21 protein-coding genes and 2 riboswitches are annotated in these 24,019 nt (G+C 38.9%); of the genes, 11 read left to right on the top strand and 10 right to left on the bottom strand.

Annotation, left to right across the window (positions count from 1 at the left end; all coding sequences use genetic code 11):
• The first annotated feature begins 91 nt into the window (after nt 1–91).
• A complete protein-coding gene (locus tag ACE1MS_RS12105; RefSeq protein WP_447402365.1) occupies nt 92–1,552 on the top strand; it encodes an aminotransferase-like domain-containing protein in 1,461 nt (486 codons plus the stop codon).
• 146 nt (nt 1,553–1,698) lie between these two features.
• Entirely contained in the window at nt 1,699–2,883 is a 1,185-nt protein-coding gene (locus ACE1MS_RS12100) for an oxalate decarboxylase family bicupin (RefSeq protein ID WP_447402364.1), read from the top strand.
• A 37-nt stretch (nt 2,884–2,920) separates the two neighbouring features.
• Here ACE1MS_RS12100 and ACE1MS_RS12095 read toward each other — a convergent pair whose 3' ends face one another.
• The gene (locus ACE1MS_RS12095) at nt 2,921–4,072 is read right to left on the bottom strand and encodes an MFS transporter (RefSeq protein WP_036161791.1); all 1,152 of its coding nucleotides are present in this window, start codon (nt 4,070–4,072) and stop codon (nt 2,921–2,923) included.
• A 98-nt stretch (nt 4,073–4,170) separates the two neighbouring features.
• On the opposite strand from ACE1MS_RS12095, the gene yeiL reads away from it, so the two are divergent.
• Nucleotides 4,171–4,833 (top strand): transcriptional regulator YeiL, encoded by a 663-nt coding sequence (gene yeiL, locus ACE1MS_RS12090; RefSeq protein WP_031416058.1) that lies wholly within the window; start codon nt 4,171–4,173, stop codon nt 4,831–4,833.
• Nucleotides 4,834–4,879: 46 nt separating this feature from the next.
• Here the strand turns inward: yeiL and ACE1MS_RS12085 are convergent, their stop codons facing one another.
• Entirely contained in the window at nt 4,880–5,179 is a 300-nt protein-coding gene (locus tag ACE1MS_RS12085) for a hypothetical protein (protein WP_036163751.1), read from the bottom strand.
• A gap of 283 nt (nt 5,180–5,462) precedes the next feature.
• Here ACE1MS_RS12085 and ACE1MS_RS12080 point away from each other — a divergent pair, with 283 nt between their 5' ends.
• The 3 genes from ACE1MS_RS12080 (at nt 5,463) to panF (ending at nt 8,843) form a co-directional block, all read left to right on the top strand.
• Nucleotides 5,463–6,443, top strand: a complete 981-nt coding sequence (locus ACE1MS_RS12080) for a diaminopimelate dehydrogenase (RefSeq protein ID WP_012294638.1) — start codon at nt 5,463–5,465, stop codon at nt 6,441–6,443.
• Between the two features lie 691 nt (nt 6,444–7,134).
• Entirely contained in the window at nt 7,135–7,398 is a 264-nt protein-coding gene (locus ACE1MS_RS12075; protein WP_012294636.1) for a YhdT family protein, read from the top strand.
• Nucleotides 7,398–8,843, top strand: a complete 1,446-nt coding sequence (gene panF, locus ACE1MS_RS12070) for a sodium/pantothenate symporter (RefSeq protein WP_036161783.1) — start codon at nt 7,398–7,400, stop codon at nt 8,841–8,843. Before ACE1MS_RS12075 ends, panF begins: the two co-directional genes overlap by 1 nt.
• A 45-nt stretch (nt 8,844–8,888) precedes the next feature.
• Here the strand turns inward: panF and ACE1MS_RS12065 are convergent, their stop codons facing one another.
• Nucleotides 8,889–9,659: a TSUP family transporter gene (locus ACE1MS_RS12065; RefSeq protein WP_447402363.1), complete on the bottom strand. Its 771-nt coding sequence runs from the start codon at nt 9,657–9,659 to the stop codon at nt 8,889–8,891.
• A 127-nt stretch (nt 9,660–9,786) separates the two neighbouring features.
• On the opposite strand from ACE1MS_RS12065, the gene ACE1MS_RS12060 reads away from it, so the two are divergent.
• Both ACE1MS_RS12060 and ACE1MS_RS12055 read left to right on the top strand, forming a co-directional pair.
• Nucleotides 9,787–10,569 (top strand): TrmB family transcriptional regulator, encoded by a 783-nt coding sequence (locus tag ACE1MS_RS12060; protein WP_012294634.1) that lies wholly within the window; start codon nt 9,787–9,789, stop codon nt 10,567–10,569.
• Between the two features lie 21 nt (nt 10,570–10,590).
• Nucleotides 10,591–10,974, top strand: coding sequence for a hypothetical protein (locus tag ACE1MS_RS12055; protein WP_447402362.1), 384 nt, complete (start codon nt 10,591–10,593; stop codon nt 10,972–10,974).
• A 45-nt stretch (nt 10,975–11,019) separates the two neighbouring features.
• Here ACE1MS_RS12055 and ACE1MS_RS12050 read toward each other — a convergent pair whose 3' ends face one another.
• A complete protein-coding gene (locus ACE1MS_RS12050) occupies nt 11,020–11,391 on the bottom strand; it encodes a nucleotide excision repair endonuclease (RefSeq protein ID WP_025116318.1) in 372 nt (123 codons plus the stop codon).
• A 202-nt stretch (nt 11,392–11,593) separates the two neighbouring features.
• A riboswitch (SAM riboswitch) is annotated at nt 11,594–11,703 on the top strand.
• 98 nt (nt 11,704–11,801) lie between these two features.
• Between ACE1MS_RS12050 and metA the strand changes: the two genes are divergently transcribed.
• Entirely contained in the window at nt 11,802–12,737 is a 936-nt protein-coding gene (gene metA / locus ACE1MS_RS12045; protein ID WP_012294631.1) for a homoserine O-acetyltransferase MetA, read from the top strand.
• Between the two features lie 55 nt (nt 12,738–12,792).
• On the opposite strand, the gene ACE1MS_RS12040 is transcribed toward metA, so the two are convergent.
• From ACE1MS_RS12040 to plsY, 6 genes are all read right to left on the bottom strand, one after another.
• Nucleotides 12,793–14,670, bottom strand: a complete 1,878-nt coding sequence (locus tag ACE1MS_RS12040) for an endospore germination permease (RefSeq protein WP_447402361.1) — start codon at nt 14,668–14,670, stop codon at nt 12,793–12,795.
• 33 nt (nt 14,671–14,703) lie between these two features.
• Nucleotides 14,704–14,937: a hypothetical protein gene (locus ACE1MS_RS12035; protein WP_197223907.1), complete on the bottom strand. Its 234-nt coding sequence runs from the start codon at nt 14,935–14,937 to the stop codon at nt 14,704–14,706.
• A gap of 4 nt (nt 14,938–14,941) precedes the next feature.
• On the bottom strand, nt 14,942–16,141 hold the full coding sequence (locus tag ACE1MS_RS12030) for a Ger(x)C family spore germination protein (protein WP_197223908.1): 1,200 nt from the start codon (nt 16,139–16,141) through the stop codon (nt 14,942–14,944).
• A 27-nt stretch (nt 16,142–16,168) separates the two neighbouring features.
• Nucleotides 16,169–17,713 carry a spore germination protein gene (locus ACE1MS_RS12025; RefSeq protein ID WP_197223909.1) on the bottom strand — a complete coding sequence of 515 codons (1,545 nt, stop codon included), beginning with the start codon at nt 17,711–17,713 and terminating at the stop codon, nt 16,169–16,171.
• A 147-nt stretch (nt 17,714–17,860) separates the two neighbouring features.
• Complete coding sequence (locus tag ACE1MS_RS12020) at nt 17,861–18,151, bottom strand: HesB/YadR/YfhF family protein (RefSeq protein WP_031416033.1); 291 nt, start codon at nt 18,149–18,151, stop codon at nt 17,861–17,863.
• 19 nt (nt 18,152–18,170) lie between these two features.
• On the bottom strand, nt 18,171–18,773 hold the full coding sequence (gene plsY, locus ACE1MS_RS12015; protein WP_198695949.1) for a glycerol-3-phosphate 1-O-acyltransferase PlsY: 603 nt from the start codon (nt 18,771–18,773) through the stop codon (nt 18,171–18,173).
• A gap of 537 nt (nt 18,774–19,310) precedes the next feature.
• Between plsY and parE the strand changes: the two genes are divergently transcribed.
• Both parE and parC read left to right on the top strand, forming a co-directional pair.
• Complete coding sequence (parE, locus tag ACE1MS_RS12010; RefSeq protein ID WP_031416030.1) at nt 19,311–21,287, top strand: DNA topoisomerase IV subunit B; 1,977 nt, start codon at nt 19,311–19,313, stop codon at nt 21,285–21,287.
• Nucleotides 21,284–23,722 (top strand): DNA topoisomerase IV subunit A, encoded by a 2,439-nt coding sequence (parC, locus tag ACE1MS_RS12005; protein WP_447402360.1) that lies wholly within the window; start codon nt 21,284–21,286, stop codon nt 23,720–23,722. Before parE ends, parC begins: the two co-directional genes overlap by 4 nt.
• A gap of 123 nt (nt 23,723–23,845) precedes the next feature.
• Nucleotides 23,846–23,956: riboswitch (TPP riboswitch) on the top strand.
• Nucleotides 23,957–24,019 lie beyond the last annotated feature (63 nt).

Raw genomic sequence — 24,019 nt, 5'->3', positions numbered from 1 at the left:
TTCCTTCATCATTTTAGCTATGGTATCACTAAAAGAAAACGACCAATTGGATGGTTTTTTATCCACCCAATTTTAAATGGAGGCGATAACCATGGGCTGGCAACCAAGTAGAAAAAGTGGCCATACATTACAGCAACAAATTGTTCAGTGGGTTACTGCCCAAGTCGAACGAGGAGATTGGGCAGCAGGGACTAAACTGCCTACTCAAAGACAACTGGCTATGCAATTCGGTGTAAATCGCAGTACAGTTCAACAGGCTTTAGATGAATTAAAAGCGATCGGTATTCTTGAAGCAAAGGTAGGATCAGGAGTTTATGTCACTCGCAATTCCTGGCATGCATTACTTCAACAAACACAGCCAAATTGGCAAAAATATATCGAAACGAGCCTGCATAAACCAAATTACCATACAATCCAATTAATTAACGAATATGAGCAGCGTGATGATGTGATTCGATTAGGGACAGGAGAACTAGCACCAAGTCTGTTACCAACAGAGAAAATTGAAGCTTCACTAAGGGAGCTATCCTTGCAGCCCAAAACATTAGGCTACTCATCACCACAGGGCAATGATCAACTCCGGGCAGCTATCTGCGATTATGTACAAAAACGAGGCATCGAAGCGGAGCCTCAGAACGTTTGTATTGTCTCTGGTGCATTACAAGCTTTACAGCTAATTGCCGTTGGTTTACTAGAGCAAGGGTCCATCGTTTTTCAGGAATCAACCTCCTATTTGAATTCTGTTCATCCATTTCAATCGGTTGGTATGCAAATGATTGGGATACAGCGAGATGAACAGCTTGCTCAAACACTATCTCAAAGGAAACGAAAAAAACAAGCCGTGTTTTATGCCATTCCTACATTGCATAATCCAACTAACCATGTATGGGCATCTTTGGAAAAAAAACAGCTATATGAGGTCTGCCAAGCAGCACGCATTCCTATAATTGAAGATGATGTTTATCATGAATTGCTTTTTGATGACCCGTCACCACCCATTAAGGCAATGGATAGTAGTGGACAAGTTCTATATATTGGGAGTGTCTCCAAAACCTTAAGTCCTGGGTTACGCATTGGCTGGCTAATCGGTCCAACGACTGTTATCGAACGATTGGCAGATATTAAAATGCAAACGGACTACGGCTCAAGTGCTATTTCACAAGAACTTGTGCTACATTGGCTACAATCAGGGAAATATGAAAAACATCTTATACGTTTACGACAGCAATTACAGGATCGTGCTGATTTTACAGAACAAATATTACAGGAAAAGTTTAGAGAGTTAGCTGATTGGAATAAGCCAAAGGGAGGCTTTTACATTTGGCTCAAGTTCCATTATCCTGTTGTCGATAAGGACTTCTTTGTCAAGCTATTACAGCATCGTGTCTTAATTAACCCAGGCTATATTTATGATCCTCAAGATCAGCATCATATTCGTTTATCCTACGCCTATGCAACCTATGAGGAAATGCAGGAGGGTTTACAAATTTTATATGATTATGTAGTGGAGGCTACGGATATTGGTAACGGTAGCAAAGTGAGTAAGAAGTAAGAAGGGGACACTCTGAAATTGTTGTACAGAAACGATTGATTGCATAATTACCTGTGAATGTAAAGGGCATAATCCGAGCTGTATACCCATACATTTTAGAGAATCATAGCATTTCAGTTCGATTTCTAACATAAAGAGGTGAATGATTGGAAAATTTGTCGTCAGGTTATTTTCAGGTGCCCCAACCCATACGTAGTGATGGGGCAGGAGGCATAGATAAAGGACCACGCGATATAATGAGAGATTTAGAAAATCCCGATATGCTGGTGCCCCCAACAACAGATGCAGGTTTGATTCCGAACCTACGATTTTCATTTTCAGACACACATATGACCTTAAATCAAGGGGGCTGGTCTCGCGAAATTACGGTACGTGAATTACCAATAGCGACCACATTGGCTGGTGTTAATATGAGTTTGACACCGGGTGGCGTACGTGAGCTACACTGGCATCAGCAGGCAGAGTGGTCCTACATGTTATTGGGGCATGCACGTATTACGGCGGTCGATCAAAATGGCTGTAATTTTATTGCGGATGTAGGCCCTGGCGATTTGTGGTATTTTCCACCAGGAATACCGCATTCCATACAAGGCTTAGCGGACGGCTGTGAATTTTTATTAGTATTTGATGATGGGAATTTCTCTGATCTCAATACGCTTTCCATTTCTGATTGGTTTGCTCATACGCCAAAGGAAGTGCTATCAGCGAATTTTGGTGTTCCAATTCGTGCCTTTGATGATATTCCGAGTGAACAGGTGTATATTTACCAAGGCAATGTACCAGGATCGATTGACTCGCAAAGAATTCAATCTCCCTATGGTAGGGTGCCACAAACTTTTAAACACCGTTTGTTGGCTCAGCCACCATTGAAAACACCGGGTGGCAGTGTACGCATTGTTGATTCGACCAATTTCCCAATCTCCAAAAATATTGCGGCAGCATTAGTGGAAATTGAGCCAGGTGCAATGCGGGAGCTGCATTGGCATCCGAATAATGATGAATGGCAATATTATTTACAAGGAAAAGGGCGTATGACGGTATTCACTGGGGATGGAACTGCTCGAACATTCGATTATCGCGCAGGAGATGTCGGCTATGTGCCGTTTGCGACCGGTCACTATATTGAAAATACAGGTACGGAGCCATTATGGTTTTTGGAAATGTTTAAAAGTGACCGATTCCAAGATGTATCGTTAAATCAATGGATGGCACTAACACCAACTGAGCTGATACAAAGCAATCTACAGGTTGGTCCGGAGCTAATACAAGCATTAAGAAAGGAAAAGTGGCCAGTGGTGAAATATCCTGGATTTTCCTATTATCCGAAATGAAAAACGCAGGTGAAGTAATTCTCACCTGCGTTTCATATTAATATTGATATTTGCGTCGTGTCATGAGCACTATAGCGATGGCTGGAACGGTACAAATTAACATGGCTGCAAAGGATAAACCAGGCGATAGCTCGTATAAATAGCCTCCCAAAAATGTCAGGATGGCTGTACTTAACCCCATCGCTAATGCTGAATATATACCCTGTGCGTTTGGAATTTGCTCCTTCGGTAGGGTTTGTGTGAGATAACGAATAAAAGCAAAATGTGCCAGAGCAAAGGAGAATGCATGCAATGTTTGAGAGGCAATAAATACCCAAACATTTGGGAACATAAATATGAGTAACCAACGTAGAGAAGACCCGCTAGCTGCTAACAGTAATAATGAAGAAGAACGCCATTTCGTAAATAAAGTATCAGCCTTCATAAAGTATAGGATTTCGCAAATAACGGCGATATTAATAATCATGCCCATATAAAATGGATCTACTTGTAAATCTTCTAAATAAATATAACCATAGCTATAATAGGAGGCATGTGCACCTTGCAATAAAATAACAATGAATAAAACAATTGGGAAACCTTTAATAGTCCATAGTGTTTTCATGGACAATGATTTAGCACGTTGCTCCTTTGTTGGCACAATAAGCAATTCCTTTGGTGTAGCGAATAGCTGCATAAGCAGCATGCCGATTAAGCCAAGGATCATGCTCCAAAAGATAATATTTTTACCGAATACCCCTGTTAGCATACTTATAATTAATACGGCAATCACAAAGCCAAAGGAACCATAGGAGCGGCTTTTACCATAATGAATGTTGCCAGATTGGACAAGCGTTGCAGCACTACTTTCAACAGCTGGTAACAGTGCTGGGTAAAAAATACTAAACAAAATTGTGACCACTAATAATGCACTAAAGCCCGAACTTGGTATGTACAGCAGTGCTGTCAGAAGTGCACCGACTGCTAAAATGGTAATGAGACGTTTATTGTTAACATATTTAGCGAGCGTGGGGAAGAAGAATAGATTAGACGTGGCTCTAGCGAGTAACCCACAGCCCATTACAACGCTTGCTTGTGATACTGTCAAATGTTTAGCATCCACAAGCCAGCCTGTCCAGTAGGGTAAGAATATGCCCCAAGTAATAAAAAATGTAAAGAAATTTTGAGAAAGCCATCGTTGATTATTCATAAATATACCGTACCTCCATTTAACTATGTTGAATAATAGCACGTTCATCGCTACAATAATGTGAGATATCTCATATTTTTCAGAGGAGAGAGTAAAAAATGCATATTCTAACAGCTGAAACACGCACCCATTATCTCGAAAAATACCCTATTCATGATTTCTTCTCCTTTGACATTAATCCCTATTTAGAAGTTTGTGAATTTGACAAAGGAGAATGGATTTTCCAGGAAGGCTCTTTTCCAGAGACATTGTATTACATGATTGAGGGTAAGGCGAAGCTCTATATGACGCATAAAAATGGCAAGGTTTCACTCATCGAATATTTAGAGGCACCACGTTTTATGGGGGAGATTGAATTGCTGAATGAGGCAAGATATACAAAGGGCATTCAAACGGTATCTAAGACAATTTGTTACTCCATTACCCAATCATGTAAGGAAAAGTTACTTGCTGACGCTTTATTTTTACGACGACTTTGTGTGTTTTTAGGGGAAAAGGCCACAAAAATAACCTCCAAATATACACAAAATCAGGCATATCCTTTTGAAAGTCGTTTAGCAGCCTTTATTCAATTATCGGCTGATCAAGGTGTTTATAAGGAAAAGCATACAGAGATCTGTGAGTATTTAGGGGTTTCCTATCGCCATTTATTATATGTATTGGCACAGTTTTGTGAGGAGAAAATTTTAGAAAAACGCAAGACAGGCTACCATATTATTGATGAAAAACGTCTCGCACAATTAGCTCAGGAGATTCAGTAGTTGGGGAATTAAAAATAGGTGGAGTATATAAACCGTCGTTCAGACTTCAAATAAAGAAGTCATGGATAGATTTGTTATATTCACTTTTTTTAATGAGCCAGCGAGCAATTTCCTTGCCGCTATAATAAAAGTCTACTTCATTAACCCTGTTTTTTTGAATGGATTTGTCTAAGGTGCTTTCCATAACGTCAAAAGGTAGAACACCGATACTTACATGCTTGTTTGGTAATAAACTTTCAAGCGGCTTCCTTACAGTTTGTATCGTTTCACTGCTTTGGTTTACAGAAAATGTAAGTAGTTCTCCTTGTGCCGTTGTTGTGCTTAATGAGTAACCAGTACTTTTCATTCAACATGCCCCCTTTTGTCGTTACATTTATTGTACAAGACTGGTTCGAAAAATAGCCGTCATTTACAAGTCTTTTACGAAAACTTAAAGGTCCATGGAATATTTAGTAATTTGTAACCGTATTCATACCATCATTGGATGAAAATCATAGAAAACTGATATATATTCTTTCAAAAAAACTCATACTCAAACTATTGTGAATTTTTCTAACACGAAGTATTATTGTAGTTAGATTTAACGTGAAGGTTTTCACAAAGTCACGTAATCGTGAGGAGGAATTTTAATGAGTGCAATTCGAGTAGGTATTGTAGGTTATGGAAATTTAGGTCGTGGTGTGGAATATGCTATATCACAAAATCCAGATATGGAACTAGTAGCAGTATTCACACGTCGAGACCCTTCAACAGTAAACGTAGCAAGCAATGCTAGCGTATATGTAGTAGAGGACGCTGAAAAATTCCAAAATGACATTGATGTTATGATTCTATGTGGGGGCTCAGCAACAGATTTACCAGAGCAAGGTCCACATTTTGCTCAATGGTTTAATACAATTGATAGCTTTGATACACATGCGAAAATTCCTGAATTTTTCGATGCGGTTGATGGAGCAGCTCAAAAATCTGGTAAAGTATCTGTCATCTCAGTTGGTTGGGATCCAGGTTTATTCTCATTAAATCGTCTATTAGGAGAATCTGTATTACCAGTTGGTACAACGTATACGTTCTGGGGAGATGGTCTAAGTCAAGGTCACTCTGATGCAGTTCGTCGTATTGAGGGCGTTAAAAATGCTGTACAATACACTTTACCAATTAAAGAAGCAGTAGATCGTGTACGTAACGGTGAAAATCCAGAGCTAACAACACGGGAGAAACATGCTCGTGAATGCTGGGTTGTGCTGGAAGATGGCGCAGATGCAGCAAAAGTTGAACAAGAAATTGTGACAATGCCTAACTACTTCGATGAATATAATACAACTGTCAACTTCATCTCTGAAGAAGAGTTTAAAGCAAACCACACAGGTATGCCACATGGTGGTTTTGTTATTCGAAGTGGTGATAGTGGTGCAAACGATAAACAAATTCTTGAATTCTCATTAAAACTCGAAAGTAATCCAAACTTCACATCAAGTGTTTTAGTTGCTTATGCACGCGCAGCACACCGTCTGAACCAAGCTGGTGATAAAGGGGCGAAAACAGTATTTGATATCCCATTCAGTCTGCTTTCACCAAAATCAGCGGCTGAATTACGTAAAGAATTATTATAATTACAGAACTAAAACCCGATTATCATTGATTTGATAATCGGGTTTTTTATTTATCTCCATCAAAACTATTAAAATATGGTAAACTGTCAATCATTTAATAACCTGAATTTTTGTAACCTTACACTAACGGAGGTTATCGTTTACATGACAGATATTATCATTGAATCTAAATGTATAGCTCCAAATCCATCCAATTATTGTATTAATCGAGCAACTCTTATGAGAACATTAATAAAATGTCATCAGCATACATGCACACTTATTCATAGTGGAGCAGGATATGGCAAGACAACCATCCTCACTCAATTTCTATACCCGAATCTCGACGTTTTTCTTGGTATAGTATTTCCGATGAAGATGATACAGTTTTACCCTTTTTAAGGCATCTTTTTCTCAGTATACAGCAAATTGTACCTAATTTTGGTCAGACATTTGATACATGGGACCAATTATCTCGCTTTCCAAAATGGAGGAGCTCAATCGCTGGTACAAGCTGTTTATCAATTGCTTATGTAACATAGATAAGCCACTCCTAATTGCTCCGTTGTTGGCTATGAGGATGCCTTTCCAATCATAGGAAAATTAAAATCGTCAATTAAAGCGTAGTAAAGTCAAGGACGCTTATTTGTCCACATCTCTTCCCATCAGACCAACATATCAGTAAAATAGAGTAGGTTAGGGGGATTGTCTTGTGAAAGATCAACGCTTTAAAATTGCGCATCGAGAGGCACTTATTGGAATTGGACTAGTCCTTGTGAACTTTGCGATTTGGTTTGGCTTTGCATATGGACTAGGTGCAGGGGATCCCGCAAATTATTCGTATGTTTTGGGTTTTCCTGCTTGGTTTTTCTATAGCTGTATCGCAGGGACAGGCTTTATGATCCTGCTCGTCTGGATCGTTATGAAGCTCTTCTTTAAAGAGGTTCCATTTGATGATGGGGAGGAGGAGCGCTAATGCACTGGCAAGTTGTATTTCCATTGCTATTATTTCTAATTATTATTTTTGGAATTGGACTCTGGGCCAATAAACATGTTCGCTCCTCTAACTCGTTTCTACAGGAGTATTTCCTTGGTGGTCGAGAAATGGGTGGATTTATTCTAGCGATGACCATGATAGCTACCTATGGTAGTGCGAGCAGCTTTATCGGAGGGCCAGGAGTAGCTTATACGAAAGGACTTGGCTGGGTGCTACTTGCCATGGCACAGCTACCTGCGGGCTATTTTGTCCTGATGATTTTAGGGAAGAAATTTGCTATTATTGCTCGTCGTTACCAAGCTATTACGCTCATTGACTTTTTACGTGAGCGCTATAAAAGCCATGTCATTGTCATTCTGTCTGCTATTAGTATCATTGTCTTTTTATTTTCAGCGATGATGGCACAGTGGGTAGGGGGAGCCCGTTTAATCGAGTCTTTAACAGGCTTACATTACACGGCAGCATTGTTTATATTTGCGATATCAGTATTAGTGTATGTTATCATTGGTGGCTTCCGAGCAGTTGCTTTAACAGATACTGTTCAAGGTACGATAATGGTCATTGGAACTGTTATTTTATTAATCGGAACTATTATTGCAGGTGGAGGCATCGATAAAATTATGTCCTCGCTGGTCGCAGAAAATCCCCATTTTGTATCTCCATTTGGAGCAGAAGGGGATTTAACGCCTCTGTATGTTTCAACGTTTTGGCTATTAATTGGTGTAGGTGTGGTGGGACTTCCCCAAATTGCCGTGCGTGCGATGAGTTATAAAGATTCTAAAAGTATGCACTTAGCGATTATTATTGGTACGATTGCTATTGGGACCATTATGTTTGGGATGCATCTAATTGGTGTGTTAGCACGACCTGTCCTACCTGGCATCGACATTGGTGATAAAGTCATGCCACTCTTAACATTGAAGGTGCTGCCGCCATTTTTAGCAGGGATTGTCTTAGCAGCGCCAATGGCCGCTACCATGTCCACTGTCAATGCATTACTTATGCTAGTAAGCTCTACGGTTGTCAAAGACATCTATCTAAATTACATGAAGCCACAGGCAAGTGATGCCGAAATTAAACGCGCAAGCTTTATTGTAACGACTGTGATTGGCTTAGCAGTGATCGTCTTTGCACTCCATCCACCTGATTTATTAGTGTGGTTAAATTTATTTGCATTTGGTGGGCTTGAGGCAGTCTTTATTTGGACGGTAGTTCTCGGATTATACTGGAGGAAAGCAAACAAATATGGCGCCATTGCGTCCATGATTTCAGGTATGGCTTTATATATTTTCATCGACCGGTTCTATCCTACGGCCTTCGGTATGCATACCGTTACGATTCCAATTGTAGCTTCCCTTATTATTTTTGTAATCGTAAGTCTTGCTACTAGTCATAAATTTAAGGACGAGCACTTCCTCATATAATGTAAAACAACGCCGCAAATTTTGGACTGTGGCGTTGTTTTTTTATTAATGAATCATATAATCGTAGGCATTTTTTGCAAGGAGTGTCATTGTCACAATAATAAAAAGCGTCCGGACAAAGCTGCTTCCTTTTTGAATGGCCATACGAGAGCCAAGCATAGCCCCTCCAATTTGAGCAACCCCCATGACTAAACCATATACATAATGGATTTGACCTAGGTAAGCAAACATACAAACACCTGCCACATTACTTGCTAGATTTAAAAATTTCGCATTTCCTGCCGCCTTTAAAAAATCAAAGCCAACAAGCAAGAAGCTAAAGATTAAAAATGAGCCCGTTCCTGGGCCAAGAAACCCATCATAAAATCCAATAGCAAATAATAGCATCATAAATAAAAATAAGTGGGTTTTCGACAGATTTTTTACCGTTGAGACAGCGCCCCAATCTTTTTTAAAGATTGTATAAATCCCAACAGCTGCCAGCATGATAAGCATTAATGGTTTTAGTAGAGCTGGGTTAATTAAATGAACAGTCCATGCACCACATAATGATCCAATGAAGGCGAGAGGGAAATATTTCAGCACAGATCGAATTTCAAGCTGACCAGAACGGTAAAAGGAAATGGTCGAAGTAAGTGAGCCCATTGCGCCTGCTAACTTATTGGTTGCCACAGCGGCGGCTGGATTTAGGCCAACAAACAATAGAGCTGGTAAGGAAATTAAACCGCCACCTCCAACGACTGAATCGATAAATGCCGCCAGAAATCCAAACGAAATTAAAAGTATTAGAATATGTACATCCACATCAAAAACCATGTCTTACACCTCATTTTAATTAGTTACTACTGAAATAGTAACTAATTTATTTAAAGCTGTAAAGCCTAACTTTTTCATTGGCAAATGTTCACAACAGTAGCCTATAATAAAAATATGGAGGGATGATATGGATGAATTAATCGCCCAATTAAAAGAACTGGGATTGACAGAATATGAGGCAAAGGCCTATACAGCACTCGTACAAAATAGTCATGTCAGTGCCTATCAAGTTAGCAAAAACTCTGGGATTCCAAGAGCTAGAATCTATGACATATTAAATGGTCTTGTTGAAAAGGGATTCGTACTGAAAGAGGAAACGGCGGATCAAACGACGTATTCTTCTATTCCTGTCGAGATGTTTTTGCAGCAAATTCAACAGCGCTGGCAATCAAATTTTACATCGATTAGTGATCAGTTAGAAAAACTAGAAATGAAAGAACAGGAAGCGGAATCTAAAGTATTAATGCTAAAAGGGAAGCAGACGATCGTTAATTATTGTCAAACCTTATTAAAGAAAGCAGAGACAAAAGTCATCCTATCGATGTGGGAAGATATGTACGATACCTTACGTGAGGATATTGAAGAGGTATCTCAGCATGTGGAGGTGCATGGCATCACTTTATATGTCGAGGAACATCTAGCATCTATAGACATGCACAGAGCCACACACTATACGAGAAAGACTTCTACACCTCATTGGTTTATTTTATCGGTTGATGGTCAAGAAATGATTTATGGTCACTCGCCATCCAACCAAGAAACCGCATTTATAACGAATGACCCTGTGCATATTTATTTACTAGAGGATTATATTTGGCATGATGTTCTTATCAATAGACTAGTAAAACGCGATGATAATGAACTGGAGGACTGGATTGCTAAAGAACGTAAAGCATTTTTCTTAGAGTAGTTATAAGGGAAGGGGAGCATCTTGAAAAAATGGATGTTGCCAGTATTACTTTATTTATTAATGATGGGTGGATGTGATTCTGCACCGCTGCCAGTTTTTCCTAAGATTCAGGAGCTAACAATTATTCCTGACCATATCCAACAACATATTATAGCTACAGACAGAATTCAGTTATTGTATGAAGATGACGTGACGTACTATCTTGTCATGTTTTCAAAAGGAAATGTGCTAGCAAGTGTAGCAGCTAATGAAAATAGGTTAGTCATTCATTTCAAGGAAGGAAGCGAGCAAAAGAAAGAAGCTCTACCCTATGTCTATGCCATCAACAAAAGCGCGGAGGTGACTATTATCGAACTGTATATTAACGGCAAAAGCATGCCGATAGATCGTATTACCATGCTGTAATAAAAAACCGAAATCCCTAAAAAGAGATTTCGGTTTTTATTGATATTAATAAAATACTTTATCTACATTGTATTTGGAGCGGAACGTATTAATCGCATACGTTTCATAAATTTCACGTTCCATAGGATCTTCTACTTCATAGACTTCAATTTTGAAGACCTCGTCACGATAGTTTTTCATCGGAGATACATTGTCTTCAAAATGTTTTTTTATGCGTTGGCGAATTTTACGTGCTTTGCCGACAAATAATAACTCATTCTTTTCATTATAAAATAAGAAAATGCCGCCTTTATCACGTGTGATTTTGTGGAAGTCGATGAAACCAAAGTATGGTGTAATTGGGACATCACCTGGTTTTACATCTTGTTCGCGTTGGCGAATAACTACATCTGGTTTTGGAAATTCAATATTAATCAAAGTATTCACGTTCCTCTCTATTACTAAAGATATATGGTAACATAATAGCGGCATGTTTACCATAAAATTTCATGTAGAATAACCATATACAGCAAGCTTAGTGTTTATCAAATGAATGTAGAACATGCATGGGAATAACAAAATATTCTATGAATTATTGATATTCTAACTAGTCCATGTTACAATTCAAAATAATTAAATAATCTTATCAAGAGAAGCAGAGGGATTTGGCCCGATGACGCTTCAGCAACCTCTAACAAATGTTAGAAAGGTGCTAATTCCAGCAAAGGTTTTTCCTTTGAGAGATAAGAGTGAACGTGAAAAAAATCCTTCTCATTCTATCTCATATGGAATGTGGAGGATTTTTAATTTTTTTAGAAAAAGGAGCAAAAAAGAGAGGGGAATGCTAGATGCCAATTAATATTCCGAAAAATTTACCTGCTGGGGAGCATTTACGTGAGGAGAAAATCTTCGTGATGGAAGAGGATCGTGCGAGAACACAGCAAATACGTCCATTAAACATATTAATTTTAAATTTGATGCCCGAAAAAGAAAAAACGGAGCTACAATTATTACGTTTACTAGGAAATACACCATTACAGGTCAATATTACTTTTTTAAACACGGCTACTCATGAATCTAAAAATGTCAGTAAATCTCACTTACAATTATTTTACACAACGTTTAACCAAATTCGTCACCGACGTTATGATGGTATGATTATTACTGGGGCACCTGTAGAAAAAATGCCATTTGAAGAGGTTAACTATTGGCAGGAAATTGCTGAAATTATGGATTGGTCTAAAAAGAATGTGACATCCGTGCTACATATATGTTGGGGGGCACAGGCTGCGTTATATCATCATTATGGAATTGGAAAAATAGAGCTTTCTGCTAAATGCTCCGGCGTTTATTCTCATGTGATTACTGATTTAACAGTGGATTTAGTACGAGGCTTTAGTGATTTATTTACAGCCCCTCATTCTCGCTATACATCTGTCTCGATTGACGAGGTTCGCAATCATCCAGACTTACGCTTATTATCCTATTCAGAGGATGCAGGTGTGTTTATCGTGCAATCTAAAGATAATAAAAACATTATGATTACAGGTCATTTAGAATATGATGCGACAACACTGGCTGATGAATACAGTCGCGATGTTGCCAAGGGCATTGATATCAACGTTCCAGTAAACTACTTCCCAAATGATGATCCAGAAAAGGAACCGATGAATACATGGCGTGCCCATACACATTTATTGTTCTCCAACTGGTTGAACTACTATGTATACCAAGAGACACCATATGAATGGGACTTTGTGGACGAAATTGAATATCATATTTAAATAACAATGAAAAAGTCTAATTTCTTCGCTAAGTAGCTGAAGGAATTAGACTTTGTTATTCTAAATTCTTCTTGTCAGAAACCGTAATATCTGGTTTAGCCTGATCGTTCTGATTGGAATCTGTAGCAGCATCGTTAGTTGGATTATCTTGATTGGCATCCATATTATTAGGTTTCATCTGATTATCTTGGTTGGAATCTGTAGCAGCATCGTTAGTTGAATTATCTTGATTGGCATCCATTTTGTCAGGTTTACTGTGATTATCCTGGTTGGAATCAGTAGTAGCATGGTGAGTCTGATTATTTTGATTGGCATCCCTATTATTAGGTTTTATCTGATTATCCTGGTTGGAATCAGTAGTAGCATTGTTAGTTGGATTATTTTGATTGGCATCCCTATTATTAGGTTTCATCTGATTATCCTGGTTGGAATCTGTAGCAGCATGGTGAGTCTGATTTTCTTGATTGGCATCGCTATTATTAGGTTTCATCTGATTATCTTGGTTGGAATCTGTAGCAGCATGGTGAGTCTGATTATCTTGATTGGCATCGCTATTATTAGGTTTCATCTGATTATCCTGGTTGGAATCACTAGCAGCATCGTTAGTTGGATTATCTTGATTGGCATCCCTATTATTAGGTTTCATCTGATTATCCTGGTTGGAATCAGTAGTAGCATGGTGAGTCTGATTATCTTGATTGACATCCCTATTATTAGGTTTCATCTGATTATCCTGTTGGGAATCCGTATTAGCGGGATTAGGTTGATTTCCTTGATTAACATCCGTATTACCACCCACATCAGTTACTTGCTCCTGATTAGCCATTTCAGCCGCATTCCCTTGTGATTTTCGATTACGTATGACGGCAACAATTAGTAGCAGGATAGGTAATAAAATGGTAAAAATAAATGAATAGATAGGCCAAATTTCATTATTATAATTGTCGGAATGGACAATATCAGGATGAATAATTTGCGAAAGACCAATCATAATAATACCCATTGGTAAGATAAGTGGGCGGTGATCCTTCAGTTTCATAATTTGTGCAATTCCCACAACCGTTGTATAGAAATACATAAAGGTTCGAATAAAAATAGATGTAATCCACATAAAAGCCATGATAATTTCAATACGCTGTAAAAAGTTGCCGATCGAGATTCTCTGTGCTAAAGCATAGCTAGGAAAAGTTCGGGAAGCCGTATTGGCTGCCCCTAATACTAGTATGCAAAGGGTAATCAATGTTACTAAAACAAATCCACCGAGAATCGTGCCTATGTAAAAGCCTTTCTTTGAGGATTGCTGGACATTCACACTGGCAGGGTAAATCATTAATAACATAACTAGGGAAAAAGAAAAGACGCTCATAAAGCGAATAATACTATAGAACATGGATGTTTTGGATACTTCCATAATTGGTTGTATATTTTCAAACTTAATTTGTGGAGTAATACAAATAATAAAGAAAATAAAAATTAAGATAAACATAGGGAAAAGTATTTCTGCTGAGCGAGCAAAGGTCTCTAAGCCTAAATAGGCAGCATACATAATAATAATGCTAAACAACAAGGCGAATGCCAGTGTGGGTGTTTCTGGCATTACCTCAGTTTTCATAAAAATGCCAATAAAGTATAATAGTTCTCCTCCCGAAAATAGGGTAAGGGACAGAAAACCAATCACTGTAATTTTTCCAAAAAAGCGACCGAAAATTTTTTCATTTGCCTCAATAAAATTCAGTGTGGGTGTTTGGTTGCCTAACGTCAAAAATAATTTCACCACTAGTAAACTAAGAACAACGCCAATGCTTGCAGCAATCCATGCATCCTGCTTACTGGAGCTTGCAATAGTTGAAGGGATAATCAAAATGGCTGTACCGATAGAAAGGAGGGACGTAATGATTGTAAATTGTCTTGAACTAATGACTTCTTTTTCCATTTAACTGTCCTCCCATACATGTCGATGTGTCTACTATTTTGTGAGTGAAACGATAAAATCCTTAATGGGTGTAAAAATAAAAGTTACGAAATCTAAAGGGCTCGGGATATTTATTTTGAGGGCAATACCTATATTAAGTGCTGTCCCAATTAGTAAAAGAATAGAAAAAACAAGAATGGTCTTGGTTTCCTTTTGCTTTTTGAGCTTTGGGATGAATAGTAATGCAATAATGACCGAAATAATGAAGACAGCTACCGCTAATACCATGCTACTATTCCTCCTTTGGCTTTTTTAATAATGAATTTTGCATTGTCCCTAAGCCTTGTGTCGTTACTTTTACACGAACATGGACAGGAAGATCAGGAAAGATAGTTGGCCAATCATTTTTGATTTTTTTCCATTGTTTAGCATCTGCACGATGAAGGGCATCCCCATAGCCTAAAACATCCACTTGGTATTGCTGCTGAATTTTTTCTAACGTTTTTTCAATACGTTCATCGATGCCTTGTGCTGTTTTTTTATTGATATAATCCATCGTTTTATTTTTTGTGAGATTAATATTACATTCGACCTCACCTACATTTTGCTCCACATCTATTTGGACATCAATTTGCGGTTTCCCATTTTGAAATGACCCCTTTACTTTTGTGGAGGATTGCGTAATCTCAGTCGACAGCGTACCTTGTTTGGGACAGTTGACGATTTCAATGGTACTTTGTATTTTGTCACTGAGGAAGCTAATACTTTTACTTTCTCCCTCTGAAAGTAAACCAATGTATCGATCTCCTTTAAAGACAGCCAATCCTGCATATTTTAATAACACAGGAGTTTTAACACGTTGGACGTTTGTTTTATCGGCACCTAATCGTTTGTCCCCGTGAATTTCAATGGCAGAAATCAATGCGCCATTATCCTTTTCGTTGAGCCTCGTGACCAATTCGTCTATATTAATAGCAATTGTAGAGCCCCAAACTTTTTCAGAAACCTTGAGCGAATTTAATATTTTATTAGCAGGCACTTTTTCGATAGGGGTAAGAACATTTAACACTTCCTTAGCTGTAGCCTCATGAGACATAATGACATCGAAATCTTTTCTAAACTCATGGTCTCGTGCAATCAAATCCAATGAATCACTTATTCCTTCTTTGGCGAGGTCTTCACCTAAGACAACTACTTGTAAATGAGCAAAATAGGGTTTCCGAGCAGCAATAGTTGTCATTTTACGAATGGCCTCAAAAATTGTTTCCCCCCTCGAATGATAGCTAATAACTGGGGTGCGCTGAGTGGGAGCTTGTCGCATTGAAACCTCACTAGGATCAACGATTTGAACAGTAATTTCAAATTCGTCCTCTACTTTATCTATTCCAAGCGCTACGACAATGGCTAATTCATTTAATTCACGCTTACTCCAGCAGCCACTTAACAGTAAAGGGAGGATGCATAGTAAGCAAATTGTTTTTACTTTTGCCATATTTCATTCCTCATTTGTTCAGTAGTTTTATTTCCTGCCTGTTCTTGTGACATATTTATGCCCTCTGACAACATTTTTCTGATTCACCAAACGTGGACGTGTTAATAAACGTCTACGTGGGAGCAATAAAAAAGCATCTTTTTGATCCTGTATAATGAATGGAGCAAATGGGCTTAAATATGGTACACCAAATGAACGAATGCTGCATAAATGAAGAATAATGACTATAATGCCAAACATAACTCCAAAAAGACCAAACATAGCAGCTAAAATCATTAATGGAAAGCGAAGCACACGAATCGTATTGGACAACCCATAAGCAGGAAATAAAAAGCTACAAATGGCCGTCAATGCTACAATAATAACCATAACTGCTGAGACCACACCGGCATCTACCGCCGCCTGTCCGATAACCAATGTACCCACGATGGACACCGCTGGACCGATTGTTCGCGGCATTCGAAGCCCTGCCTCTCGTAGTATCTCAAAGGCAAGCTCCATAATAAGTGCCTCCACTACGGCAGGGAAGGGCACGCCTTCTCGTTGTGAGGCAATACTAATGAGCATGGCCGTCGGTAGCATTTCCTGATGAAACGTCGTAATCGCAACATAGAGAGATGGTGCTACCAATGCCAAACTAATACCAAAGAAACGTAAGATACGAATGAGGGAACTAATCATCCAATGCTGATAATAGTCTTCTGCTGATTGCAAAAAGGAAGTAAATAATGCAGGCACCACTAAGACAAAGGGGGTACCATCTACTAGAATCGCCACTTTACCATCTAATAATTCACCAGCTATCACATCAGGACGTTCGGAGTTGTAAACGGTTGGAAACATGGTGTTTTTAGAATCCTGAATAAAATCCTCAATATAGCCACTTTCTAAAATGCCATCGATATTAATGCGGTCTAACCGCGCTAACACCTCTGCTACAATTTTGTCACTGGCGATACCATTTATATACATCACAGCGACGTCTGTTTGTGTCACTTCACCAATGACTCGGGACTTAATCCAAAGATTTGGACTTTTTATTTTGCGTCGAATGAGTGCGGTATTCGTACGCAAAGTTTCAGTAAAGGACTCTCGAGGTCCCCTAATGACGGATTCGGTTGATGGCTCTGTCACAGCTCTGTCTTTTGCACTTTTCGTACTTGTTACAATGCCTTCCGCAAAGCCATCTAATAGAATAACGGTCTCACCATTCAGTATGGCATGATAAAGTGTGGTAAAATACTCGATATTCATCACGTCACCAACAGTTAAATAGGAACTTCGCACATATTGATTTATGGTAGTAATTTCTATTTCTTGTTCTTCCTCAATATTCGCCATTAATTTATCAATGACAGAATCCGAAATCATGGTTTTATCGGATAAGCCATCAATGGAAATAATAGCGAGCCGATGGGGTTCAGCTTCACCAATTGTAATTTCTCGTATAATGATGTCATTGCTATGACCAAGAGTGTTTTGAATGACCTTTATATTTTTGGCAAGGGAAGTATTTAATAAATCGTCCGTTGTAAGGGATGGGGAGGGATCGATCTTGTTTGATATGGACATGCGCTTTCCTCCTCAAATGAATGTTCATTATTTATAGAATGGACAACTTTATGCGGAGATAAACGAAAAAAGGAATGAAATTCTAGCTACTATTTTTCAAATAAAAAAACAGTATTTCCTTTCAAAGACTGAAAGGAAAATACTGTTTTATGTACGATACTCGTATTGTAATTCATCTAAACTAGCATCCACGTCCACATGTAAGTTATGATCGTTAAAGAACCATAAATCTTTTTCATCGATGTAATAGGTTACGCCATCAATGACTGCTTCAGCTCCAATAGCAATGGGCTCTTCTCGCGTCATACCTAGTGAAAAGCCTTCGTGAAAAGGACTTGAGCCACCATAGCGTGCATAAAAGCGAATAGTATCGCCTGGTTCTACTTCCATCTCTTGCTTGAACCATTGTAGGGCTTCATTTGTCAGTGCAATTTTCATAGTGAATGCTCCTCTCTTCCTACAGCCATTTTACCTTTGGCTCAGTGCCATTTTTAATACGTGCAATATTGGCACGGTGACGATAAATAATAAAGGTAAATAAAAAGGCTACCAAGATGCTTAATGCAAAGTCACCTGTAACAAAATAATAAACGATTGAATAGATAAGTGCTACTAAAGCGGCTATCATAGATGTTAGGCTGACGATTTTTGTGAGTTTCAATGTCACAAGAAAAGCAATTAGGAGCAAGACAAACAATGGCCATGAGTAGCCTAATAAAACACCTGCAGATGTGGCAACGGCTTTTCCACCACGGAAATTGGCGAAAATCGGAAACATATGACCAATCACTGCAACAAGACCTAGGATTAAGGGATGAATAGAACTGTCTGAGAATATGGGAAGTGCAGCTAGTAAGACAGCGGCAGTCCCTTTTAGAACATCCATCACAGTCACAACAATACCGGCCTTTTTTCCTAATGTTCGAAATGTATTCGTTGCTCCTAGATTACCGCTTCCGTGTTCTCGGATATCGGTAGTATAAAAAATTTTACCTATCCATAGCCCTGAAGGTATAGAGCCGATTAGATAAGCACATAAAATAATAAGTCCATTGATCATAGTTGGACTCCTTTCATTCATAGTCCATCACTTGGTACTAATAGTTTGTAACAAGTATTTTACACTTTTTCTTGCTAATCTACAATGTTATGAAGGAGAATTCCTAAGGAGTCTTGAATTCAATACAAAAGAAACTAAATGTAAATTGGAGATAGGCTTTTAGACATGATTGATGAAGGCACGAAAAAAGTCTTTCTTAAAATTTAGGCAAAATGGCAATTTTGTCAATCGTTCATTCCTTTGGTAGAATAGAAGTCTAACTTTATTCATTTACATGGAATGACGCAGAAACACTATTTTGCAACTAAATAAGCTACGATGCGTCAGGTGTTTACGGATACTAGTGGTTGTCTGTCTTGCTTAAATTCCAATTTTAAGCAACTGTTGAAGATGTTTACTATTGAAATGTTTATTAAAACTGTGAGCAATTTTTAAAAATTTAATTGGACCTGTCGCTAACTATTGACAGGAAATGCTATTATTATTAGGATGAGAACATAAATAGAACATGTGTTTGTTTTTTGGAGGGGAATTTTGTTGACGAATAAACAGTCACCTAGCGTCTATAATGATGACGCTATACAAGTATTAGAAGGATTAGAAGCGGTGCGCAAACGACCAGGCATGTATATCGGTTCGACAGATGGCCGTGGACTTCATCACCTTGTGTATGAAATCGTAGATAATGCGGTGGATGAAGCATTGGCTGGCTTTGGATCTCATATTATTGTCAAGATTCACAAAGACCAGAGTATTAGCGTACGCGATTTCGGCCGTGGAATGCCAACTGGTATGCATAAGATGGGTAAACCTACTCCTGAAATTATTTTTACCGTCCTACACGCAGGTGGTAAGTTTGGACAAGGTGGTTATAAAACAAGTGGCGGTTTGCACGGTGTAGGTTCTTCTGTTGTGAATGCGCTATCAACTTTTTTAGAAGTAACCATCCATCGTGATGGGAAAAAATATCGCCAGCGCTTCGAGCATGGTGGACATCCAGTGACAACACTTGAAGAAATTGGTCAAACAAAACAAACAGGAACGCTTGTTCATTTCCTACCTGATGAAACAATCTTCTCTGTCACAAAATTTAATTATGATACTTTAGCAGAACGTTTACGTGAGTCGGCTTTTTTATTAAAGGGCTTAAAAATTGAATTAATCGATGAGCGCGAGGAAGGCAAAAATGATGTGTTCTTTTATGAGAACGGCATTGAAGCTTTCGTTGCGTATTTGAATGAAGAGAAGGATGTTCTTCATCCTGTGAAATATGTTGAGGGTATTCAAGACGATATTGAAGTAGAGTTTGCCTTCCAATATAATGATGGTTATTCTGAAACGATTTTATCGTTTGTCAATAATGTACGTACACGAGATGGCGGTACACATGAAACAGGTGCAAAAGCAGCCTTGACGCGTGTCTTTAATGAATACGCAAGAAAAATTGGCTTATTAAAGGACAAGGACAAAAACTTAGAAGGAACGGATATTCGAGAGGGCTTAGCGGCTATCGTATCTGTTCGTATTCCAGAGCACTTATTACAATTTGAAGGACAAACAAAGGGCAAGCTTGGTACGAGTGAGGCTCGTTCAGCGGTAGATAGTGTGGTGTCTGAGCAAATTTTATATGTGCTAGAGGAAAATGCTGAATTGTCAGCGTCTCTTGTGCGTAAAGCGATTCGTGCGCAGCAAGTGCGTGAGGCGGCTCGTAAAGCCCGTGAGGATGCACGAAATGGTAAGAAAAACAAAAAGGGTAGTACGATTCTGTCTGGGAAATTAACGCCTGCACAGTCACGTAATGCGGCGAAAAATGAATTATATTTAGTCGAGGGTGATTCAGCGGGTGGTTCTGCAAAACAAGGTCGTGATCGAACATTCCAGGCGATATTACCACTGCGTGGGAAAGTTATTAACACAGAAAAAGCCAAGCTACAAGATATTATGAAAAACGAAGAAATTTCAACGATTATTCATGCGATCGGTGCAGGTGTAGGTACAGATTTTGCTGTGGAGGATTCAGCCTACAATAAGGTAGTCATTATGACCGATGCTGATACGGATGGTGCGCATATTCAAGTATTGCTACTAACGTTTTTCTATCGTTATATGCGTCCACTCATCGAGGCTGGAAAAGTCTTTATTGCGTTACCACCACTTTATAAGGTTTCGAAAGGAACTGGCAAAAAAGAAGTGATTGAATATGCTTGGACAGAAAACGATTTACAAAAGGCCATCAAACAAGTTGGAAAGGGTTACATATTACAGCGCTATAAAGGTCTTGGAGAGATGAATGCTGACCAGCTATGGGATACAACAATGAACCCTGACACACGGACATTAATTCGTGTCACTATCGAGGATGGTGCACGTGCAGAGAGACGTGTCACGACGTTAATGGGCGATAAAGTAGAGCCACGTCGTAAATGGATCGAAGCCAATGTAGACTTCGGTATGGAGGATGATGCTAACATTTTAGAAAATGAATTCATCCAACAAGAGGAGGGCCAAGCATGAGTAGTACAGAAAAGTTTCAAGATTTACCTTTAGAAGAAGTAATGGGTGACCGTTTTGGTCGCTATAGTAAATATATTATTCAAGACCGCGCGTTGCCAGATGCACGTGACGGTCTTAAACCAGTACAGCGTCGTATTTTATATGCAATGTTTACGGAAGGTAATACACATGAGAAACCGTTTCGTAAATCGGCTAAGACAGTCGGAAATGTAATCGGTAATTACCATCCGCACGGAGATAGCTCAGTCTATGAGGCGATGGTTCGTATGAGTCAGGATTGGAAAGCTCGCCATATGCTTATAGAAATGCATGGGAATAACGGTTCGGTTGATGGAGATCCACCAGCAGCCATGCGTTATACGGAGGCAAGACTTTCTGCAATTGCTGGTGAAATGTTACGAGATATTGGGAAGAAAACGGTTGAATTCGTGCCAAACTTCGATGACCAGGATATGGAACCAACTGTTTTACCAGCTCGTTTCCCTAATTTATTAGTAAACGGCTCTACAGGGATATCTGCGGGTTATGCAACAGATATTCCACCGCATGCATTAGATGAAGTGCTGGATGCTGTTTTGATGCGCTTAGACAAGCCTACTGTGACAGTGGATGAATTGATGACAGTTATCAAGGGTCCTGATTTCCCTACAGGCGGAATTATTCAAGGTGTAGACGGCATTAAAAAGGCATATGAAACAGGGCGCGGTAAAATTATTGTCCGTGCACAAGCTGTGGTCGAACCTATCAAGGGCGGAAAAGAGCAAATTGTCGTTACCGAATTACCATACGATGTGAATAAAGCGAATCTTGTGAAAAAAATTGATGAGCAACGTGTAGATAAACGCCTTGAAGGGATTGCTGAAATTCGTGATGAATCAGATCGTACAGGGTTACGTGTCGTTATCGAGCTGAAAAAGGATGTTCCTGGACAGGGGATTCTACAGTACCTATTTAAAACAACAGATTTACAAGTAGCTTACAATTTTAATATGATTGCCATTCATAATCGTCGTCCAACGATGATGACATTACCATTATTGCTGGATTCCTATATTACTCACCAAAAAGAAGTGGTCACAAATCGTTCTATATATGATTTACAAAAGGCAAAGGATCGCTCCCATATCGTGGATGGCTTAATTAAAGCCCTATCTATTCTAGACGAGGTTATTGCTACGATTCGTTCATCTAACGATAAGAAGGACGCCAAGCTCAATTTACAGGCGAAGTTCGATTTTACTGAGGTACAGGCAGAGGCGATTGTGAGCCTGCAATTATATCGTTTAACGAATACCGATATTACAGAACTCCGTCAAGAACAGGATGACTTAAACAAATTGATTGCCAAGCTAGAAGGAATTTTACAAAGCGAGGCCAAGCTTGTACGCGTCATTAAACAAGAATTGCTAGATATTAAAAAACGTTTCACAGAGCCACGTCGCTCGAAAATTGAACAAGAAATAGAAGAAATTAAAATTACATTAGATGTCCTTGTTCCAAGTGAAGAGGTTGTAGTGACTGTCACGAAAGATGGCTATATTAAACGTACATCTACACGATCCCATGCCGCCTCCAACGGTCAAGATTTTGCGATGAAAGATTCCGATTACTTATTGTATGAAGCAAACTTAAATACACAACATCATCTATTGTTATTTACAAATAGAGGGAATTATATTTATCAGCCTGTTCATGAATTACCTGATATTCGCTGGAAGGACCTTGGACAGCATATTTCAAGTATTGTGCCAACAAGTGAAGATGAGTCGATTATTGCAGTCTATGGCTTTGAAACATTTGAACAGCCAAATATGTATATTTTAACTGCTACGAAAGATGGCCAAATTAAACGTTCGCCATTAGCAGATTATGCTGTGACGCGTTATTCGAAGCCAATTAAAACAATGAATGTTAAAGCGGGCGATGCAATGATTTATGCATCGTTTATAACTGATGATGCGGAACTGCTCTTAACAACTGATACGGCCTATGCCATTCGTTTCCCTATTGAAGAACTACCAGTTACTGGAGTGAAAACGGGCGGTGTTAAAGGTATTACGCTAAAAGATGGAGAAGCTTTAGTCGGGGTCAATGTCCTACAGCCAGATGAAACACAATATGTCGTTATTGTGACACAACGAGGGGCTGTAAAGAAAATGAATGTCGCAGAGGTAGAAATAGCAAGTCGTGCCAAGCGTGGACTTAAAGTCCTTACAGAATTAAAAGCAAATCCTCATCGAATTGTCGCTGTTATTCAAGCAACAGACGATGAGCAGGTTGTGATTGAAACTGAAAAAGGCATACAAGAGGTTATCGATGTCCATGCATTGACGCGCGCTGATCGCCATTCTAATGGTTCATTTAAAGTGGACATTGCAACAGATGGAGCCATCTCACATGTTTTAACGGCCAAAAAAGAACAAAAAACAAGCTAACATCATGCCCAGTCTCTATAAGTAGAGCTGGGCTATTTGTTTATAGTGGCACAACTATCCAAAATTAGCATCTTGTCATTTAAGATCAACTATGGGTATAATAAACATCGAAAAGTTCATAGCGAAAGAATGTAGGGGGGCTAGTTATGGCTAGCTGAGATTGTGTCCGATAGACACTGACCCTTTGAACCTGATTTGGCTCGTACCAGCGTAGGGAACATCTATTCAAAAAAGCAAATGTTTTGGAGATTGATTGCAATACGTCTGGGAGGAATCCTAGGCGTTTTTTTATTTTCT

It is taken from the genome of Lysinibacillus sp. fkY74-1, assembly GCF_053165895.1.
The sequence above is the reverse complement of the archived record's forward strand: the minus strand, read 5'-3'. Positions and strand labels throughout refer to the sequence as shown.